Source organism: Stenotrophomonas sp. YJH_SMC_69 (genome assembly GCF_059370495.1).
The window spans coordinates 1-19,458 of record NZ_JCAFTS010000008.1; the positions used below are offsets into that span (position 1 = coordinate 1).

At 68.2% G+C, this 19,458-nt stretch carries 15 protein-coding genes; 10 read left to right on the plus strand and 5 right to left on the minus strand.

What is annotated here, in order from left to right; all coding sequences use genetic code 11:
- Positions 1-472 precede the first annotated feature (472 nt).
- Entirely contained in the window at positions 473-1,684 is a 1,212-nt protein-coding gene (gene tyrS / locus AC5P8F_RS14275; protein ID WP_049441862.1) for a tyrosine--tRNA ligase, read from the minus strand.
- A gap of 167 nt (positions 1,685-1,851) precedes the next feature.
- Here tyrS and AC5P8F_RS14280 point away from each other — a divergent pair, with 167 nt between their 5' ends.
- Together AC5P8F_RS14280 and AC5P8F_RS14285 are read left to right on the plus strand one after the other, a co-directional pair.
- A complete protein-coding gene (locus tag AC5P8F_RS14280) occupies positions 1,852-3,324 on the plus strand; it encodes a M23 family metallopeptidase (protein WP_032961400.1) in 1,473 nt (490 codons plus the stop codon).
- A 66-nt stretch (positions 3,325-3,390) separates the two neighbouring features.
- On the plus strand, positions 3,391-4,518 hold the full coding sequence (locus tag AC5P8F_RS14285; RefSeq protein ID WP_080281908.1) for an anhydro-N-acetylmuramic acid kinase: 1,128 nt from the start codon (positions 3,391-3,393) through the stop codon (positions 4,516-4,518).
- A 116-nt stretch (positions 4,519-4,634) separates the two neighbouring features.
- Here AC5P8F_RS14285 and AC5P8F_RS14290 read toward each other — a convergent pair whose 3' ends face one another.
- From AC5P8F_RS14290 to AC5P8F_RS14300, 3 genes are all read right to left on the minus strand, one after another.
- Positions 4,635-4,865, minus strand: coding sequence for a hypothetical protein (locus tag AC5P8F_RS14290; RefSeq protein ID WP_014645678.1), 231 nt, complete (start codon positions 4,863-4,865; stop codon positions 4,635-4,637).
- Positions 4,866-4,943: 78 nt separating this feature from the next.
- Complete coding sequence (locus AC5P8F_RS14295; RefSeq protein WP_014645677.1) at positions 4,944-6,248, minus strand: AmpG family muropeptide MFS transporter; 1,305 nt, start codon at positions 6,246-6,248, stop codon at positions 4,944-4,946.
- Positions 6,245-7,045 carry an exodeoxyribonuclease III gene (locus tag AC5P8F_RS14300; protein WP_041862998.1) on the minus strand — a complete coding sequence of 267 codons (801 nt, stop codon included), beginning with the start codon at positions 7,043-7,045 and terminating at the stop codon, positions 6,245-6,247. The genes AC5P8F_RS14295 and AC5P8F_RS14300 overlap by 4 nt, the downstream gene beginning before the upstream one ends.
- A gap of 162 nt (positions 7,046-7,207) precedes the next feature.
- On the opposite strand from AC5P8F_RS14300, the gene pyrE reads away from it, so the two are divergent.
- The 8 genes from pyrE to AC5P8F_RS14340 all read left to right on the plus strand — a co-directional run bounded on the left by pyrE (position 7,208) and on the right by AC5P8F_RS14340 (position 16,704).
- Positions 7,208-7,867 (plus strand): orotate phosphoribosyltransferase, encoded by a 660-nt coding sequence (pyrE, locus tag AC5P8F_RS14305; protein ID WP_032961411.1) that lies wholly within the window; start codon positions 7,208-7,210, stop codon positions 7,865-7,867.
- Positions 7,868-7,885: 18 nt separating this feature from the next.
- The gene (locus AC5P8F_RS14310) at positions 7,886-8,548 is read left to right on the plus strand and encodes a hypothetical protein (RefSeq protein WP_014645674.1); all 663 of its coding nucleotides are present in this window, start codon (positions 7,886-7,888) and stop codon (positions 8,546-8,548) included.
- Positions 8,549-8,769: 221 nt separating this feature from the next.
- The gene (locus AC5P8F_RS14315) at positions 8,770-8,862 is read left to right on the plus strand and encodes a potassium-transporting ATPase subunit F (RefSeq protein ID WP_005407770.1); all 93 of its coding nucleotides are present in this window, start codon (positions 8,770-8,772) and stop codon (positions 8,860-8,862) included.
- Positions 8,863-8,873: 11 nt separating this feature from the next.
- Positions 8,874-10,583 (plus strand): potassium-transporting ATPase subunit KdpA, encoded by a 1,710-nt coding sequence (gene kdpA / locus AC5P8F_RS14320; protein WP_495228435.1) that lies wholly within the window; start codon positions 8,874-8,876, stop codon positions 10,581-10,583.
- Positions 10,584-10,593: 10 nt separating this feature from the next.
- On the plus strand, positions 10,594-12,651 hold the full coding sequence (gene kdpB, locus AC5P8F_RS14325; RefSeq protein WP_049441858.1) for a potassium-transporting ATPase subunit KdpB: 2,058 nt from the start codon (positions 10,594-10,596) through the stop codon (positions 12,649-12,651).
- A complete protein-coding gene (kdpC, locus tag AC5P8F_RS14330) occupies positions 12,648-13,298 on the plus strand; it encodes a potassium-transporting ATPase subunit KdpC (protein ID WP_053495930.1) in 651 nt (216 codons plus the stop codon). The genes kdpB and kdpC overlap by 4 nt, the downstream gene beginning before the upstream one ends.
- 51 nt (positions 13,299-13,349) lie before the next feature.
- The gene (locus AC5P8F_RS14335) at positions 13,350-16,010 is read left to right on the plus strand and encodes an ATP-binding protein (RefSeq protein WP_014645670.1); all 2,661 of its coding nucleotides are present in this window, start codon (positions 13,350-13,352) and stop codon (positions 16,008-16,010) included.
- A complete protein-coding gene (locus tag AC5P8F_RS14340; RefSeq protein ID WP_032961423.1) occupies positions 15,991-16,704 on the plus strand; it encodes a response regulator transcription factor in 714 nt (237 codons plus the stop codon). Before AC5P8F_RS14335 ends, AC5P8F_RS14340 begins: the two co-directional genes overlap by 20 nt.
- Before the next feature lie 395 nt (positions 16,705-17,099).
- On the opposite strand, the gene AC5P8F_RS14345 is transcribed toward AC5P8F_RS14340, so the two are convergent.
- Positions 17,100-19,448 (minus strand): phosphomannomutase/phosphoglucomutase, encoded by a 2,349-nt coding sequence (locus tag AC5P8F_RS14345; protein WP_032961426.1) that lies wholly within the window; start codon positions 19,446-19,448, stop codon positions 17,100-17,102.
- Positions 19,449-19,458 lie beyond the last annotated feature (10 nt).

Genomic DNA, 19,458 nt, shown 5'->3' on the forward strand with positions numbered 1-19,458 from the left:
CTGGCAACGTATCGCTTGCTTTAAAACAATTAATAGTTGCTTGATCAAACGTCTGCAAGATGGACAATCATCCTTCCTGCAGGCGCCTTCACAAGATACCTGCGCATACTTTCAAAGATCCGGGGAAGTGGCCTCAGCGCCATTCCCGTGTGCTGCGAAGTTTCCTTCGTAGCGAGCCGCCCATTATGCCAGACTTTTTCAGTCCGTCAACACCTTCGTTCGATCATCTCGTTCGGCGGTGGTGGGCACCCTGATGTCGCTGAAGCCCCTTGGTGGCGACCCCTGCGACGGGGGAGGAGAAGTATGGCCCCATCCACATCATTTGTGAAGGGGGTGTGGCGATTTTTTTCACCGGATGTTGCATCTGTTCATCCGTCGCGCTGCGGTAGGAACCCGCGAAGCGCAGCCAAGCGTAGGCTTGGCTCTACAAGAGCATAAGGAAGGGCCGGCTGGCGCCGGCCCTTCCCTGCTGTCAGGCAGTGACCAGGCGCACGCGGGCGAAAGTACGCTTGCCGACCTGCAGCAGGCCTTCGAAGCCCGGCTGCAGCACCTGCTGGCCATCTTCGACCACTTCACCGTCGACCTTGACCGCGCGCTCCTTGAGCTTGCGATTGGCTTCAGAGTTGCTCGGGGTCAGGCCGGCCGCCGTCAGCAGCGCAGCGATACGCAGTCCTTCGGCCGGAATCGCCACGTCCTGCAGCGGCAGCTGGGTAATGTCACCCTGCCCGGTCACCGCTGCTTCCCAGCCTGCAATGGCCTGCTCGGCCGCCGCGGCGTCGTGGAAACGGGTCGCCAGTTCACGCGCCAGGCGCAGCTTGACCACACGCGGGTTCAAGCCGCCTTTGGCCACCTGCTCGCGCAGCTGCACGGCTTCGGCCTGGCTGATGTCGAAGGACAGCAGTTCGATCCAGCGCCACATCAGGGTGTCGTCCACCTTCATGGTCTTGGTGACGATGTCGATGGCCGGCTCGCTGATGCCAATGTAGTTGCCCAGCGACTTGGACATCTTGTTGACGCCGTCCAGGCCTTCCAGCAGCGGCATGGTCAGCACCACCTGCGGCTTCTGGCCGTGATGTTCCTGCAGGCCACGGCCCATCAGCAGGTTGAACTTCTGGTCGGTACCGCCCAGTTCGACGTCAGCCTCCAGGGCCACCGAATCGTAGCCCTGCACCAGCGGGTACAGGAACTCGTGGATGGCGATGGACTGCTGGGCGGCATAGCGCTTGGCGAAGTCGTCGCGCTCGAGCATGCGCGCCACGGTATGCTGGCCGGCCAGGCGGATCATGTCGGCCGCGCCCATCTTGCCGAACCACTCCGAGTTGAAGCGGACTTCGGTACGGCTGCGGTCGAGCACCTTGAACACCTGTTCCTCGTAGGTACGGGCGTTGGCCAGCACGTCATCGCGGCTGAGCGGCTTGCGGGTCAGGCTCTTGCCGGACGGGTCGCCGATCATGCCGGTGAAGTCGCCGATCAGGAAAATGACCTGGTGGCCGAGGTCCTGGAACTGGCGCATCTTGTTCAGCAGCACCGTATGGCCCAGGTGCAGGTCGGGCGCGGTGGGGTCGAAGCCGGCCTTGATCCGCAGCGGACGGCCTTCCTGCAGGCGCGCACGCAGATCCTCGAGCTTGAGGATCTCGTCGGCACCACGGCCGATCAGGGCAAGGGCTTCTTCAATCGAGGACACGTGACTACTCCCGGCAACGCCGATTCTTGTGTGGGGTGTTAAAGCGAAGTTAACCCGATTGGCTTCACAAAAGCCAATGGGCACAAGGGTTTGACGCGGTTTTCTGAGGTGTCTATGGTAACCGGCGATCAGGCCCGCACTCCCAGGCCGCCAGGAAAAAACCGCCGATGCACAATTCCGAACAAGGGCGCGCACGCAAGCAGCGCTTCCAGGAACGCCTCCACGTCCTGCACGACAACACCCTGCATCGGAAGCTCAGGCAACATCTTCCCGCCGCCTTCAATGAGCGCTGGACCCGCCGCCATTGGATGCATGCCAGCCTGTTTGCGACCATCGGCGCCCTGGTGGCGACGATCGTCCCCGGTTTCTCGCACACCATCGATGCGCCTTACGCCGACAGCCACACCAGCCTGGCGCTGCCGTTGCCGCCGCTGACCATGGCCCGCCAGCAGCAGGTGCCGGGTGACAGCTGGCAGGTGCTGCGCGTGCAGCGTGGCCAGACCCTGAGCGACCTGTTCGACAAGGCTGGCATTCCGGCCACCACCCTGCACCGGGTGCTGGACCACCCCGGCGCGCGTGAGGCGTTGACCAAGCTGCGCCCGGGTGCCGAGATCGCCTTCGACATGCCGCTGTCCGGCGACCTGCGCAGCATCCGTTTCGACCGCGATGCCGACAACCGCGTGGAACTGAGCCTGGCCGGCGATGACATCAAGGAGAAAGTGACCAAGCGCGAGTCCTCCACACGCACCGTGGTCACCAGCGGCGAGATCACCAGTTCGCTGTATGCCGCGGCCCGACGGGCCGGGCTGTCGCCGTCGGCGATCGCGACGATGACCGACGACATCTTCAAGTACGACATCGACTTCTCCAAGGACCTGCAGCCGGGCGACCGCTTCAGCGTGGTGATGGATGAAACCTGGCGCGAAGGCGAGAAGGTGGACACCAGCAAGATCCTGGCGGCGACCTTCACCACCGGTGGCAAGACCTATTCCGGCTTCCGCTTCGACCGCAACGGCAAGTCCGAGTACTACGACATCAACGGCCGTTCGCTGAAGAAGAGCTTCATCCGCATGCCGATCCCGTTCGCGCGGCTGAGTTCGACCTTCGGCGCGCGCAAGCACCCGGTGCTGGGCAAGATGCGCATGCACAAGGGCGTGGACTACGCCGCGCGCACCGGCACTCCGATCATGGCCGCCGGCGATGCCCGCGTGCAGTTCGCCGGCGTGCAGCGCGGCTACGGCAACGTGGTGATCCTCGACCATGGCCGCGGCCACACCACCCTGTACGGCCACATGTCGCGCTTTGCGAACATCAGGACCGGCCAGCGCGTGGCCCAGGGCACGGTGATCGGCTACGTCGGTTCGACCGGCCTGGCGACCGGGCCGCACCTGCACTACGAATTCCGCGTCAACGGCGAGCACCGCAACCCGCTGACCGTGACCATGCCGCCGCCGGAACCGCTGAAGGGCGCCGAGCTGGTCGCCTTCCGCGCGCAGACCGCGCCGGCGATGGCGCGCATCCAGGGCATGGAGAAGCTGATCTACGCCGACGCCAGCCCGGCACCGACCAGCCGCGACGAGGCTGCGCCCGAGGTGGCCAGCGCCAAGGACAAGCAGGCGACCGGCCGCAAGCGCGGCTGAGCGTCTTGCGTTGACGAAGAAGGACGCGGCAGCCCAAGCTTGCCGCGTCCTTTTTTTATGCCTGCCATGAACACGACTGCCGACGCTGACGCCCCCCTGTACCTTGGCCTGATGTCGGGCACCAGCGCCGATGGCATCGATGCCGCGCTGGTGCAGTTCCCCGCCGGCGGTGGCTGCCGCTTCGTGCACGGCCTGACCGCCCGCTGGGAGCCGGTGCTGCGCGCGCGGCTGGTGGCGCTGGGCGAAGGTGGCCCGCTGGAGTCGCTGGAGGAACTGGGCGAACTGGACGCGCGGATCGCGATCAACTTCGCCGGGGCCGCCAATCAACTGCTGGCCGAGGCCGGCGTGGACCGCAGCCAGGTGCGCGCGATCGGCTCGCACGGCCAGACCGTGCGCCACCGCCCGCTGGCCGACCCGGCGTTCACCGTGCAGCTGGGCGACGGCAACCGCATTGCCGAACTGACCGGGATCACGACGGTATCCGACTTCCGCCGCCGCGACGTGGCGGCCGGGGGCCACGGTGCGCCGCTGATGCCGGCCTTCCACCTGGGCATGCTGGGCACCGCCGACGAAGACCGCGCGGTGCTCAACCTGGGCGGCATCGCCAACCTGACCCTGATCCCGCGCGAAGGCGCGGTGCGTGGCTTCGATACCGGCCCGGCCAATGCGCTGATGGACGCCTGGTGCCAGCGCCATACCGGCCGCACCTTCGATGCCGATGGCGCTTACGCTGCCAGTGGCACGTTGGACGAGGGCCTGCTGGCCGGCTGGCGCTCGGACCCGTGGTTCGCGCTGCCGCCGCCGAAGAGCACCGGGCGCGAACAGTTTCACCTGTCCTGGGCCGAAGCCCACATGGGGGAAGGCGAGTATGCCGCTGCCGATGTGCAGGCCACCCTGCTGGAGCTGACCGTGGCGACCGTGGCCGATGCGTTGCTGGCGCAGCAGCCGCAGACCCGGCGCCTGCTGGTCTGTGGCGGCGGTGTGCGCAACCGGCAGCTGATGAAGCGGCTGGCGGCGCGGCTGCCGGAGGTGCAGGTTGAGTCCAGCGCGGTGCATGGGCTGGACCCGGAGTACGTGGAGGCGATGGGTTTCGCCTGGCTGGCGCAGCGGACGATGGACGGGCTGGCGGGCAACCTGCCGAGCGTGACCGGGGCGACGGGCCCGCGGATCCTGGGGGCGATCCACCTGGCGTGAGGTGGGCCGTCCGCGCAGCTGAGGCGCCGTTGTAGAGCCGAGCTCTGCTCGGCTTAGCGCGGGCCGGGCCGGGCCGGGCCAAGAGCAGCCGAGCATGGCTCGGCTCTACAAAGGCGCTAATCGAAGCCCTGCCCTGCCGGCAGGGCCTGCAGGGCGGCAATCGCGGCGGAGAGGGCGTCCACTTCGGGATCGCCGAAGCCGGAGCGGACCTCCAGTTCACTGCTGAACAGCCCCTGCTCCAGCAAGGCGGCGCAGGTCTGTTCGTGGGTCCAGCCGCGGGCGACCGCGACCCGTCGGATGCGTTCCAGCAGCAGCGGGTCCAGGTCCCGCAGCACAACGTCGGCCATGCTCACTTCCCCGTTCGCAAGGCACCGCCCCCTCGGCGCGTCGGGGGCGATGATCCCGCAGTCCGGGCGGGCAGGCAATCAGGCGACCGGCGGCGGCCCGCGATCGGCGATCCGCGGCCACAGCCACGCCAGCAGCAGCAGGGTTGGCACCACGGTGATCGAGCTGAGGATGAAGAACGTGCTGTAGGACGTGGCTTCGACGATGTAGCCGGAGACGCCACCGACGAACTTGCCCGGCAGGTTGGCCAGCGAGACCAGCAATGCGTACTGGGTGGCGGTGAAGTTGCGGTCGGTCAGCGACGACATGAAGGCCACCAGCACGGTGCCGGCAAAGCCCTGGAACAGGTTGTCGGCACTGAGCGCGGCGTAGAACGCCCACAGCTTGCCCGGATTGTGCGCCATCAGCAGGAAGGCCAGGTTGGACAGCGCCACGCCCAGCGCGGCCACCAGCAGCATGCGGCGGAAGCCGAACGCAGCCACCGCGATGCCGCCAAGGAACGCGCCGCCGATGCCCATCCACACACCGAACAGCTTGGAGACGGTGGCGATGTCAGCCTTGTCGAACCCCGAGTCGAGATAGAACGGCCCGGCCATCACTCCGATCACCTGGTCGGGGAACTTGAACAGGCCGACGAAGGCCAGCAGCACCAGCGCCAGTGCCACGCCATTGCGGCTGAAGAAGCTGGAGATGGGCTGGACGAACGCTTCGGCAATATCGATGCGGCGCTGCACGGCGGTGGCCGGGCGCTGCGGTTCGGCGCACAGCAGGGTGGTGACGATCGGCAGCAGCATCAGCGCGGCCATCGCCAGGTAGGCGACGATCCAGCCTTCGAACTGGGCCAGGTACAGCGCGCCGGCACCGGCCAGGATCAGGCCGATCCGGTAGCCCAGCGTATAGGTGGCGGCCAGCGCCGCCTGGGCGGTCTGCGGCGCGATCTCGATGCGGTAGGCATCGACGGCCGAATCCTGGGTGGCGCCGGCGAACGACGCCACCAGCACCCACATCACCAACGGCCACACGCCCTGTTCGGGCCGCACGAAGGCCAGCGCGACCAGCCCGACCAGCACCAGCACCTGCGACACCAGCAGCCAGGAGCGGCGGCGGCCGAGCCGCCCCAGCAGCGGGAAGGCGTAGCGGTCCAGCAGCGGTGCCCACAGAAACTTGAGCAGGTAGAAGAAGCTGGCCAGGCTGATCAGGCCGATGCTGCCCAGATCCAGCCCGACGTCGCGCAGGCGCGTGGACAGGGTCTGCGAGGCGATCAGCAGGAACGGCAGGCCACTGCCGAAGCCGAGCATGGCCATGGTCAGCGCCGACGGGGTACCGAAGGCGCGCTTGATGCCGGCCCAGCCCTTGTAGCTGACCGGCGTGGCGGCCTCGGTCACAGGTCGTAGTCCACGGTGAACGGGGCGTGGTCGGAGAAGCGCTCGTCGCGGTAGATCGAGCAGCTGCGCAGTCGGTCACGCAGGCCCGGGGTGATGAACTGGTAGTCGATGCGCCAACCGACATTGTTGGCACGGGCGGCGCCGCGGTTGCTCCACCAGGTGTAGTCCTCTCCGGTGGGGTTGAGCAGGCGGTAGGCATCGGCCCACCCACGGCCGCCGGCGACATCGGTGGCCTGGCCGTGGTCGGCGCACAGCGCGTTGAGCCAGTCGCGCTCCTCCGGCAGGCAGCCGGAGTTCTTCTGGTTGGACTTCCAGTTCTTGATGTCCAGCGCCGAACGCACGATGTTCCAGTCACCGCACAGCACGTAGTCGCGGCCGCTGCGCGCCCACGCTTCGAGGATCGGCCGCAGCCATTCCATCACTTCGAACTTGAAGCCCTGGCGCAGGTCGCCCGAGCTGCCCGATGGGATATAGAAGGAAACCACGCTGAGATTGCCGTAGCGCGCCTCGATGTAGCGGCCTTCGTCGTCGAACGGCGCCCAACCCAGCGAGGTGATGACCTGGTCCGGTTCGCGCTTGCTGTAGATCGCCACGCCGCTGTAGCCCTTCTTGGTGATGGCATCGCGATAGAAGCAGTGGTGGCCGTCCGGACGGAACATCGGGTCGGTCAGCTGGTCTTCCTGGGCCTTGGTTTCCTGGATGCACAGGACGTCGGCGTCCTGGGCACGGAACCAGTCGAGGAAGCCCTTGGTCGCGGCGGAACGGATGCCATTGGCGTTGAAACTGATGATGCGCATGCGGGGGACCTGCGGCGGGAAACCGGGCAAGCATACCGGTTGCCCGCAGGGCTGCGCAGTCCGCCAGGCCGGGCCTGGACGGCTTTCACATGGCGCTGGACGAGCGCGAAACGCCCAGCTGGATTAGGATTTGTGCTCCAAATGAAGATGAATCGAGTTTTGATGAGCGACCACCGCCACCGTTTCCTGCAGCTGGCCCTGACTGCCGACGCCCTGCGCTTCGGCCAGTTCACCCTCAAGTCCGGCCGGCTGAGCCCCTATTTCTTCAACGCAGGTCGTTTCGACTCCGGTTCGCTGCTGTCGCAGCTCGGCGCCTGCTACGCCGATGCCATCGATGCCACCGGGATCAAGTACGACGTGGTGTTCGGCCCGGCCTACAAGGGCATTCCGCTGGCCACCGCGATGGCCTGCGAGCTGGCTCAGCGTGGCCGCGACCTGCCGCTGTCGTTCAACCGCAAGGAAGCCAAGGACCATGGTGAAGGCGGCCAGCTGATCGGCGCGGACCTGAATGGCAAGCGCGTGCTGATCGTCGATGACGTGATCACCGCCGGTACCGCGATCCGCGAAGCGCTGGGCATCATCCGCGCTGCCGGCGGCACCCCGGCCGGCATCGTGGTGGCACTGGACCGCCAGGAGATCGCCTCGGAAGCCGACCGTCGCTCGGCGGCGCAGTCGGTGGCCGAAGAAGCCGGCATTCCGGTGATCGCCGTGGCATCGCTGGCCGATCTGCTTGATTTCGCCTCCGGCAACCCGGAACTTGTCGGTTACCGGCAGCCGCTGGAAGCCTACCGGGCCCAGTACGGCGTCCGTTCGATCCGCTGACCGACCAGGGGAAAGGTCATGTCCCGAGTTCCTGCTGTTCTCTTTGCCGGCCTGCTGCTGGCCGTGCCGTTCACCGTGCCGGCGCAGTCGCGCGACGGCGGCAAGGTGGAAAAGAAGCTGTACTGCTGGAACGAGGGCAAGGAGCGGATCTGCAGTGATTCGCTGCCGGCCGATGCGGTCAATCACGCCCGCGAGGAGTTCAACGCGAAGAGCGGCCTGCGCAATGCGCAGGTCCAGCGCGCGTTGACCGACGAGGAGCGCGCCGCAGCCAGCACCGTGGCACAGCAGCAGCAGCTGGACCTGATGGCCGAGCAGACCCGCCAGCGCACCGAGCAGGCGATGCTGTCCACCTATGGCAGCGAGGACGACCTGCGCCGGGTGTTCGCCGAACGCCAGGAAGTGCTGGACAACAACCTGAAGACCGCCGAGTACAACGTCACCAGCCTGCGCGAATCGCTGGTGGCGCTGCTGTCGGCCGCCGGTGACCGCGAACTGGCCGGTGGCAAGGTGGCCGACAAGCAGGCCGAGGCGATCCGCCAGCGGCATATACAACTGCAGTCGCAGCAACGCCTGCAGGCCGGGTTCCTGCAGCAGCAGCAGGCGCTGAAGGCCGAGATCGACAGCACGCTGCAGCGCTATCGCGAGCTGAAGGGCGTGGCGCAGGCGAGCCAGGCGCCGTGATTCGCCTGTAGCGCCGGGCCCACGCTCGGCGCCGCGTGACCTTGGGAAAGGGCAGCCGAGCATGGGCTCGGCTCTACAGCAGGCGGCGCCTGGTTACGGGTTGGCCCACGGAATTTATGCACTCTTTACGCGTCGGCCCGGTCCGGCGCGTAGTGCGTTTATGGGCGGCAGGACGACGATGACGGCCTGAGGTGGAGGGGTTCCACCAGGTCGCTATTGAAATGTCCCCCTGGCTGTCTTTGTTGTGTGGCGTGCTGGTGCTGGTCGCCGCCGCCTATCTTCTCTATGTCGTGCTGCGGCCCGAATCGTTCTAACGGAGCCGGCCATGACTGAGATGCTTGTCATTCTTGCCGCCAGCCTGCTGCTGGCGTGGCCGCTGGGCCTGTACCTGGCCCGCGTGATGCGCGGCACGCCGATGAAGGTCGACGTGCTGTTCAACTGGATCGAAAAGCCGTTGTACAAGGTGTTCGGCGTCGATCCCTCGCGCGCGATGTCCTGGCGCGGCTACGTGCTGGCCTTCGTGCTGAGCAACGTGGTGGTCGCTGTGTTGACCCAGGCGGTGTTCATGACCCAGGCCGGGTTGCCACTGAACCCGGACCAGATCCCGAACATGCGCTGGGACACCGCGCTGCACACGATGATCTCGTTCCTGACCAACACCAACCAGCAGCACTATTCGGGCCAGGCGCAGCTGTCCTACCTCTCGCAGATGACCGGCATCACCGGCCTGCAGGTGGTGACGCCGATGATGGGCCTGGCGCTGGCGGTGGCGACGCTGCGCGCATTGTTCTCGCGTGCGCCGCAGGCTGCGGCGGCCACCGGTGCCGGCGATGACCGCCAGGTGGCGGTAGGCAACTACTACGTGGACGTGGTGCGCCTGTGCGTGCGTTTCCTGTTGCCGCTGTGCCTGGTGTGGACCCTGCTGCTGACCAGCCAGGGTGTGCCGTCGACGATGGCCGGTGGCCCGCAGGCCACGCCGATCGATGCCAGCGCCGGCATGACCGGACAGAAGCTGCCGCTGGGCCCGGTGGCGGCGATGGTCGCGGCCAAGCAGCTTGGCGCCAACGGTGGCGGCTGGTACGGCCCGAACAGCAGCTTCCCGCTGGAGAACCCGACCCCGCTGTCGAACGCGCTGGAAATCGTCGGCATCCTGCTGGTGCCGATGGCGGTGATCTTCATGATCGGCGCGTTCACCGGCCGGCGTCGCTTCGGCGCCCTGGTGTTCAGCTGCATGCTGGGCATGTCGCTGCTTTCCACCGGCGCGATGATGTGGAGCGAAGGGCATAGCGCCAGCGCCGCCACCCCGCTGCTGATGGAAGGCAAGGAGGTGCGCTTCGGCGCCGACGGCACGGCGCTGTGGGCGGCGGTGACTACCCAGGTCTCCAATGGCTCGGTGAACGGCATGCACGATTCGCTGGCGCCGCTGAGCGGTGGCATCGCGATGGTCAACATGCTGGTCAGCGCGATCTGGGGCGGCATCGGCTGTGGCCTGCAGCAGTTCATCGTCTATATGTTGCTGGGTGTATTCCTGGCCGGGTTGATGACCGGGCGCACGCCGGAACTGTTCGGCCGCAAGCTGGAGACGCCCCAGGTGCGCCTGCTGGCCCTGCTGGTGCTGCTGCAGCCGATCACCCTGCTGGTGTTCACTGCGATCACCCTGGCCGTGCCCGGCCTGGCCGGCGCCTCCAACCCCGGCTTCCATGGCATCAGCCAGGTGTTCTACGAGTATGTCTCGGCCTACGCCAACAACGGTTCGGGCTTCGAAGGACTGGGTGACGCCACGCTGTGGTGGAACCTGAGCTGCTCGCTGGTACTGGTGCTGGGCCGCTTCCCGCTGCTGATCATTCCGCTGGTGGTGGCCGCACAGCTGGCCGCCAAGCGCCAGGCGCCGGAGTCTGCCGGCAGCCTGCAGATCGAAACCCCGACCTTCGCCCTGACCCTGGTCTCGGTGATCGTCATCCTGACCGTGCTGCAGTTCATGCCGGCGCTGGTACTCGGCCCGATCGCCGATCACCTGAGCCTGGGGCTGCGCTGAGGACACCCTGATGAGTACCCAAGCAAGTTCAACCCGTAGTACCCATGCACCGCGCCCTGCCCTGCTTGATGGCGCCGGCCTGCGCCGTGCGCTGGTCGAAGCGGTGCGCAAACTGGCGCCGATGCATCTGGTGCGCAGCCCGGTGATGGCGGTGGTGATGGCCGGCACGATCGTCGCCGCGATCGTCACCCTGACCGGCAATGCACCGCTGGGCTTCGGCCTGGCAGTGACCGCCATCCTGCTGGTGACCGTGCTGTTCGGCAATTTCGCCGAGGCAGTGGCCGAAGCGCGTGGCCGTGGCCAGGCCGCCTCGCTGCGCCGTGCCCGCCAGGACCTGGTGGCGCGCCGGCTGGCGGCGCCGCAGCCGGGCGCAGCCGAAGCCCAGGTGCCTGCCGCCGAGCTGCGCCCGGGCGACCATGTGATCGTCAGTGCCGGTGAGCTGGTGCCGGCCGATGGCGAGATCGTGCAGGGCCTGGCCACCATCAACGAAGCGGCAGTGACCGGCGAATCGGCACCGGTGCTGCGCGAGGCCGGTACCGACCGTTCCGGTGTGATCGGTGGCACCAAGGTGCTGTCCGACCAGATCATCGTGCGGGTGACCGCCGAGCCGGGCCACAGCTTCCTGGACCGCATGATCGCGCTGGTGGAAGGTGCCAATCGCCAGAAGACCCCCAACGAGATCGCGCTGACCCTGTTGCTGGCGGCGATGACGCTGACCTTCCTGGTGGTGGTGGCCACGTTGCCGGCGATCGGCGCGGCCGTGGGCGTGCAGGTCGATCCACTGCTGCTGATCGCACTGCTGGTGTGCCTGATCCCGACCACCATCGGCGGCCTGCTGCCGGCCATCGGCATCGCCGGCATGAACCGTGCGCTGGCCGCCAACGTACTGGCCAAGTCGGGCAAGGCAGTGGAAGTGGCCGGCGACGTCGACGTGCTGCTGCTGGACAAGACCGGCACCATCACCTACGGCGACCGCCAGGCCAGCCACTTCCATCCGCTGGCCGGCATCGACGCCAGCCAGCTGCGCGAGGCGGCACTGCTGTCCTCGCTGGCCGACCCGACCCCGGAAGGCAAGTCGATCGTGCGCCTGGCGCGCGAACAGGGCTGCGCCACCGCCGAGCCGGACCGTGCCGACTACCTGGCCTTCAGTGCCCAGACCCGGATGTCCGGCGTCGATCTGGAACATGGGCGGCAGATCCGCAAGGGCGCTGCCGATGCGATCCGCGCCCACGTGCAGGCGCTGGGCGGCAACGTGCCGGCTGAACTGGCCGGCCGCGTCGAGCAGGTCGCGCGCAATGGCGCCACCCCGCTGGTGGTGGCCGAGGGCCGCCACGTGCTGGGCGTGATCGAGCTGTCGGACGTGGTCAAGCACGGCATGCGCGAGAAGTTCGCACAGCTGCGGGCGATGGGCATCCGCACGGTGATGATCACCGGCGACAACCCGCTGACCGCTGCCGCCATCGCCGCCGAAGCGGGCGTTGATGACTACATCGCCGAGGCCCGTCCGGAAGACAAGCTGGCACGCATCCGCCAGGAACAGGCCGGTGGCCGCCTGGTGGCGATGGTGGGCGATGGCACCAACGATGCTCCCGCGCTGGCCCAGGCCGACATCGGCCTGGCGATGAACTCCGGCACGCAGGCGGCGAAGGAGGCCGGCAACATGGTCGACCTCGATTCAGACCCGGCCAAGCTGCTGGCAGTCGTGGAAGTGGGCAAGCAGCAGCTGATCACCCGCGGTGCGCTGACCACCTTCTCGCTGGCCAACGACGTGTCCAAGTACTTCGCGATCCTGCCGGCGCTGTTTGCCGCTGCGGTTCCGGCCATGGCCGCACTGAACGTGATGCAGCTGTCGAGCCCACGCAACGCGGTGCTGGCGGCGCTGATCTTCAACGCGCTGGTGATTCCCGCGCTGATCCCGCTCGCCCTGCGTGGCGTGCGCTTCCGCCCGGCCACGGCCACCGCGCTGCTGCGCCGGAACATGCTGGTGTACGGCCTCGGCGGCGTGCTGTTGCCGTTCGCGGCGATCAAGCTGATCGACCTCTTCCTTGTCCTGGTATTCGGCGCATGAACCGTTCTGCTTCCACCTCCACCACCCTTCCCCGCGAACCGAAGGCCGAAGCCCGCGTGGCCAGCCTGCAGGACGGCGCCGGCTGGCGCCCGGCGATCGGCCTGGGCCTGGCCACCCTGCTGCTGGCAGGCGCGGTCTACGCCGGCATCGCCACCGGTTTCGCCGGCCTGGCCTACCCCACCCAGGCCGAGGGCAGCCTGCTGCGCGATGGCAGCGGCCAGGTGCGCGGCTCGGCATGGTTGTCGCAGCCGTTCACCGGCGATGGCTACTTCCAGGCACGGCCGTCGGCGGCCAACTACGACCCGATGGCCGCGGCCGGTTCCAACCTGGCGCGCAGCAACCCGGCGCTGGCCGAGCGTGTTGCCGCCAGCACGGCGGCGGTGGCCGCGCGCGAAGGTGTCGCCCCGGCGCAGGTGCCGGCCGACCTGGTCACCCAGTCCGGCGGCGGGCTGGATCCGCAGCTGTCGCCGGCGGCGGCGCAGCTGCAGGTGGCACGCGTGGCACGTGCCCGCGGCCTGCCGGTGGAGCGCGTGCAGGCCTTGGTGCAGGCACATACTGAAGGGCGCCAGTGGGGCGTGTTCGGCCAGCCGCGGGTGAACGTGGTGACGCTGAACTTCGCGCTGGACCATGCGGCCAAGGCGCCGTGATGCCGGCCTGCATCGGCTGCGCGCACAATGGCGGCCATGACAGCGGCCCCCATGACTGATGCGCGTACCCGCCAGGCCGATGCCCTGGTGGAAGGCCTGCAACGCGAAGCCGGTGGCAAGCTGACCGTGTTCCTCGGCGCTGCGCCGGGTGTGGGCAAGACCTACACCATGCTGACCCGTGCCCAGGAGCAGCTGCGCCGCGGCGTGGACCTGGTGGTCGGGCTGGTGGAAACCCATGGCCGCGCCGAAACCCAGGCCCTGCTGGAAGGCCTGCCGCAGCTGCCGTTGAAGGACGTGGCCTATCATGGCCACGCCCTGCAGGAGATGGACCTGGATGCCGTGCTGGCACGGCATCCGGCGCTGGTGCTGGTGGACGAACTGGCCCATCGCAATGCGCCCGGCAGCCGCCATGAGCGGCGCTGGCAGGATGTGATGGAGCTGCTGGACGCCGGCATCGACGTCTGGACCACGGTCAACATCCAGCATCTGGAAAGCCTCAACGACGTGGTGATGCGCATCACCGGCGTGCGGGTCAGCGAGACCGTGCCCGATGGCGTGCTCGATCGCCTGCACGACATCGTGCTGGTCGATCTGCCGCCGCGCGAACTGATCGCGCGCCTGCAGCAGGGCAAGGTCTATGTGCCCGAACAGGCCGCGCAGGCGCTGCAGGCGTTCTTCTCGCCGGCCAACCTGACCGCCCTGCGTGAGCTGGCGATGCAGGAAGCCGCCGACCGCGTCGACAGCAGCCTGCGTGAAACCCGCGCCGCACGGGGCGAAGGCAACCTGCCGCTGCGGCGCGGCGTGCTGGTGGCCATCGATGGCGGCGGCCAGAGCGAGTACCTGGTGCGGGTGGCGCGCCGCATCGCCGAGCGCCGCGACGCACCGTGGACGGTGGTGACCGTGCAGGGCCGGCGCCAGGACGAGGCCACGCGGCGCGAGATCGATGCGGCCTTCGCCCTGGCACGGCGCCTGGGTGGCGACGCCGAACTGCTGCACGGATCGAGCATCGCCGATGCCCTGCTGGACCATGCAGCGCACAACGGTGTATCGACCCTGGTGCTGGGGCGGACCCGTGAGCGCCCGCTGGCGCGGATGTTCAACCGAACCCTGACCCAGCAGCTGATCCAGCGCGGCGCGCACTACGAGATCACCATCATCAGCACGCCGCAGGCCCGGGCGCGCTCGCGCCGCGAAGGTCTGCTGCCACCGATGCGCGGCATCAGCTACGAGCCGGTACAGGCACTGATCGCCACCGCGCTGGCCTGTGCGGTGGCTTGGCTGGCCGAACGCTGGGTCGGCATGGCCGACCTGTCGATGGTGTTCATCGTGGCAGTGGTGCTGGTGGCGGCGCGCACGCGTGCCAGCGTGGCGGTGATGGCGGCGATCCTGTGCTTCCTGGCCTACAACTTCCTGTTCATCGCGCCCCGCTTCACCTTCGCCATCGGTGCGCGCCAAGGCGTGATCACCGTGTTCCTGTTCCTGGCCGCCGCCTTGGTGGCCGGACGGCTGGCCTCGCGCCTGCGCATGCAGGTCATTGCGCTGCGTGCGGCCAATCGCCATGCACGTGCACGCCAGCAGCTGGGCCGTCAGCTGGCCAGCGCCGCCGGCAACGGCGAGGTGGCACAGGCAGGTCGGCATGCCTTGGAGCAGGCGATGGATGTGCCGGCGTGGCTGCGGATCGGCGCGGACACTGCCGCCGGTGGCCGCAGCCAACCCGGCGATACCGACCTGGCTGCCGCCGACTGGGCACTGCGCCACGGCCAGCCCAGCGGCCGCTTCACCGACACCCTGGCCGGTGCGCAGTGGTGGTTCCTGCCATTGCTGGATGGCGAAGATCGCGCGATCGGCGTGGCCGGCCTGTACCTGCCCGGCGCACAGGCACGCCTGCTGCCCGAACAGCGGCAGCTTGCCGAAGCGATGGTCGATGACATCGCACAGGCCGCACTGCGTACCCGGCTGGTGGCCGAACTGGAACAGGCGCATGTCAGCAACGAGACCGAGCGGTTGCGCTCGGCCCTGCTCTCTTCGGTGTCGCACGACCTGCGCTCTCCACTGGCGGCGATGATCGGTTCGGCCGACAGCCTGGCCAGTTACGGCGCGGCGATGGACACGGCTGATCGCCGTGCCCTGCTGGACACCATCCTGGTCGAAGGCGAGCGGCTGGACCGCTACATCCAGAACCTGCTGGACATGACCCGCCTTGGCCACGAAGGTCTGAAGATCAACCGTGACTGGATCGGCGTGGACGAACTGATCGGCTCGGCCGCACGGCGCCTGCAGCGCTACCAGCCCAAGGTGCGGCTGGAGCTGGACATTCCGTCCACGCTGGCGCCGATCTGGGTACACCCGGCGCTGGTCGAACAGGCCGTGTTCAACGTGATGGAGAACGCGGCCAAGTTCTCGCCGCCCGACGCCGCCGTGCAGGTGCAGGCGCGCGAACTGGACGGCCAGCTGCGCATCGACGTGATCGATGCCGGCCCCGGCATTCCCGACGACGAGCGCGCGCGCATCTTCGACATGTTCTACAGCGTCGAGCGCGGCGACCGCGGCCGCCACGGCACCGGCCTGGGCCTGACCATCTGCCAGGGCATGATCGGCGCACATGGCGGCAGCGTGCAGGCGCTGCCCGGACGCGACGGTCGCGGTACCCTGATCCGCATCACCCTGCCCCTGCTCAAGCCAGCCTCCCACGATGAGCCCGACCCCGATTGATGCCAGCGTGCCGGCCGCGCGCGTGCTGGTGATCGATGATGAAACCCAGATCCGCCGGTTCCTGGACATCAGCCTGCGCGCGCAGGGCTACCAGGTGCGACAGGCCGCCACCGGCCAGGAAGGCCTGCAGCTGGCCGCCAGCGAGGACATGGACCTGGTGATCCTGGATATCGGCCTGCCGGACATGGAAGGCCACGAGGTACTTGAACAGCTGCGGCAGTGGAGCCAGGTGCCGGTGATCATGCTGACCGTGCGCGCCGGCGAAGCCGAGAAGGTGCGCGCACTGGATACCGGCGCCAACGACTACGTGACCAAGCCGTTCGGCACGCAGGAACTGATGGCGCGGGTGCGGGCGCTGCTGCGCACGCGCAGCGTACCCAGTGATGGCACGCCACCGGTGTTCGACGACGGCCACCTGCGCGTGGACCTGGTGCGCCGCGAAGTCGCCCTGCAGGGTGAACCGGTGGCGTTGACCCGCAAGGAGTACGCGTTGCTGTCGCTGCTGCTGCGCAATGCCGGGCGGGTGGTGACACAGCCGCAGATCCTGCAGGAGATCTGGGGGCCGACCCACCAGCACGATACCCATTACCTGCGCATCCTGGTCGGCAAGCTGCGGCACAAGCTGGGCGATTCGGCGCTGGATTCACGCTACCTGTTCACCGAACCGGGCGTGGGCTTGCGATTCAAGGGGTGAGGGTGTGCCGAACAACGGTCGGCACCCACCAAAGCAAATTCGGAAGAGCATCCACGCATGGCGTGGATCTCTGCTGTGTCGACCAAGGTCGACACCTACCAAGAGCAGTTCATGCGGTTCGGACAGATCGCGGAAATCTGTCGAAGGCGGGGTGGGTCCGGTTGCGGGGGCGTGAGCCGCATGGATGCGGCGACCGAGCTTACATGGGTGAGGGCGCTTTGCTTGCGAAGCACTGCTTCGCAAGCGCCCGAACCCCCAGCCGCCAGCGGCTGGGCCGGGCCCCGGAGGGGGACTTGCAGCGTCCCGCGCAACCGGACCCACCCCGCATCCTACGGATAGCCGGCCTTTGACGTTGACGTTGATTCGGCGGGTGCCGGGCGCCGCCCGGCCCCACCTCAGAACCCCAGCGGCGTGTCGCCCAGCACCGGCTGCAGCTGGCTGCGGAACAAGGCCTTGATGCGCTCCAGTGCGGCCTCGTCGTTGCCTTCGAAGCGCAGCACCAGCACCGGCGTGGTGTTGGAGGCACGCACCAGGCCCCAGCCATCGGCGAAGTCCACGCGCAGGCCATCGATGGTCGACAGGCGGCCCCCCACATACGGGTTGTCCGGCGACTGCGCCGCCGCCACCAGCATCGCCACCAGCGCATGCGGCGTCCCGTCGGCCACCGCTACCTTCAGCTCCGGCGTGGCGACCATCTCCGGCAGTTCGCCCAGCACTTCGTCCGGGGTTTCCTCGCGCTGGGCCAGGATCTCCAGCAGGCGCGCAGCGGCGTACAGGCCGTCGTCGAAGCCGAACCAGCGTTCCTTGAAGAAGAAGTGGCCGCTCATCTCACCAGCCAGCTCGGCATCGGTCTCGCGCATCTTCGCCTTCATCAGCGAATGCCCGGTCTTCCACATCAGCGGGCTGCCACCGTTGCGCAGCACATGGTCGGACAGCTTGCCGGTGCACTTGACGTCGTAGATCACCATCGCGCCCGGATTGCGCATCAGCACGTCGGCAGCGAACAGCATCAGCAGGCGGTCGGCATAGATGATCCTGCCTTCGCCGGTGACCACGCCCAACCGGTCGCCATCGCCATCGAAGGCTACGCCGAGGTCGGCGCCGAAGCGCTTGACCGTCTGCACCAGGTCTTCCAGGTTGGCCGGCTCGCTCGGGTCGGGATGATGGTTGGGGAAGGTGCCATCGACATCGCAGTACAGCGGAATGACGTCGGCGCCGATTGCTTCCAGCAGCTGCGGGGCCAGTGCGCCGGCCACGCCATTGCCGGCATCGGCCACGACCTTCAGCGGACGGTCCAGCTGCACGTCATCGGCGATGCGCTGGATGTAGTCGGCACTGACATCGCGCTGCTGGTAGTCACCCGGCTCGGCGGACTGCACCAGGCGGCCCTCGACGATGCGCTGGTAGAGATCGGTGATCGCGTCGCCGGACAGCGTCTCGCCGCCGATCACCACCTTGAAGCCGTTGTACTCGGGCGGGTTGTGGCTGCCGGTGACCGCCACGCAGGTGCCGGTACGCAGATGGAAGGCGGCGTAGTACACGAGCGGGGTCGGCGCCAGGCCGATGTCGATCACCGCGCAGCCGGCACGGCGCAGGCCCTCGGCCAGCCCGGCCGTCAGCTCGGGTCCGGACAGGCGGCCATCGCGCCCGATCACCACCTCGCGCAGGCCCTGCTCCAGTGCCACGGTGCCGATGGCCTGGCCGATCAGCGCCGCGGTCTTCGGTGTCAGTTCGCTGCCCACCATGCCGCGGATGTCATAGGCGCGGAAGATGCCGGCGGCCAGCTCTTCGGCAGGCACCGGCGGTGGCGGCGGTGGCGTGGCATCGCCACTGCCGGTCACGGCGGCCACCGGTGGCGGCGCCTGCTGCAGGCTCTCGCTCAGGGTCGGGCCATGGTCGGCCTCGGACGCGGCGGCGCGGCGCGGCAACGGCAGCGACTTCGGCAGCCGGTCGCGCCCCACCACCAGCAACACGGCAATGAACGCCAGCAGCAACGCCACAATGGCGCTGGCCAGCGCGCCCAGGCCGAGCGGACCGGCCTCGACATTCGGCACCGACGCGACCAGCCGCAACGGCGTGCCTGCAACCGGGCGCGCCAGCGCTTCCGCACTTTCGGCCAGGCTCGGGTCGCCCTGGGTGACCAGATCGAATGCTCCCTGGCGCAGGCCGAGGAAGCCGGCGGACGGCGCGCTGACCTGGTCGAGCGGCGACGTCAGCCGCAGCAGCGGTTGGCGGACATAGATGACGGCCGGCCCCAGGCTGCCCAGCTGCACCGGCGCGGCCAGGCCCAGGCGGTTGCCGCCGCCGTCGCGGACCACGCGCAGGCTTGGCCTGGCCTCGGCCAGCGCCGCTTCCAGCAGCGCCAGGCGGGAATACCCGAAGGTGGCCGGATCGGCATAGGCGTTGGCCAGATCGGCCGCCAGCACCTCGACCTGCTCGACCCCGGTCCAGCTCTCGCGAACGGCCAGCGCCGCCGCAGCGGCGTCGCCGGCCTGCAGCGCCTGCTGCACGCGATCATTCTTCAACTGCTGCTGCAGCTGCTGCAACTGGCCTGCAGCAGCCTGCTGCAGGCCCTGCACGGCCTGGTCACGCGCCTCTTCCAGCGCCTGCCCGTTGGCCTCCTGCCGCCATTGCTGCACCGCGCTCCATCCGAACCAGCCGGCCAACAGGATCAACAGCACCCCCAGTAGAGGTGCACTGCGACCCAACGACCGTCCCCGCTGTCCTTCCCCGATGCCGCTCATCGATGTCCCC

Coding starts and splice junctions, on each gene's coding strand:
- AC5P8F_RS14280 (WP_032961400.1), top strand. CDS start 1,852: ATGCACAATTCCGAACAAGGGCGCGCACGCAAGCAGCGCTTCCAGGAA.
- AC5P8F_RS14285 (WP_080281908.1), top strand. CDS start 3,391: ATGAACACGACTGCCGACGCTGACGCCCCCCTGTACCTTGGCCTGATG.
- AC5P8F_RS14290 (WP_014645678.1), bottom strand. CDS start 4,865: ATGGCCGACGTTGTGCTGCGGGACCTGGACCCGCTGCTGCTGGAACGC.
- AC5P8F_RS14300 (WP_041862998.1), bottom strand. CDS start 7,045: ATGCGCATCATCAGTTTCAACGCCAATGGCATCCGTTCCGCCGCGACC.
- pyrE (WP_032961411.1), top strand. CDS start 7,208: ATGAGCGACCACCGCCACCGTTTCCTGCAGCTGGCCCTGACTGCCGAC.
- AC5P8F_RS14310 (WP_014645674.1), top strand. CDS start 7,886: ATGTCCCGAGTTCCTGCTGTTCTCTTTGCCGGCCTGCTGCTGGCCGTG.
- AC5P8F_RS14315 (WP_005407770.1), top strand. CDS start 8,770: ATGTCCCCCTGGCTGTCTTTGTTGTGTGGCGTGCTGGTGCTGGTCGCC.
- kdpA (WP_495228435.1), top strand. CDS start 8,874: ATGACTGAGATGCTTGTCATTCTTGCCGCCAGCCTGCTGCTGGCGTGG.
- kdpB (WP_049441858.1), top strand. CDS start 10,594: ATGAGTACCCAAGCAAGTTCAACCCGTAGTACCCATGCACCGCGCCCT.
- kdpC (WP_053495930.1), top strand. CDS start 12,648: ATGAACCGTTCTGCTTCCACCTCCACCACCCTTCCCCGCGAACCGAAG.
- AC5P8F_RS14335 (WP_014645670.1), top strand. CDS start 13,350: ATGACTGATGCGCGTACCCGCCAGGCCGATGCCCTGGTGGAAGGCCTG.
- AC5P8F_RS14340 (WP_032961423.1), top strand. CDS start 15,991: ATGAGCCCGACCCCGATTGATGCCAGCGTGCCGGCCGCGCGCGTGCTG.
- AC5P8F_RS14345 (WP_032961426.1), bottom strand. CDS start 19,448: ATGAGCGGCATCGGGGAAGGACAGCGGGGACGGTCGTTGGGTCGCAGT.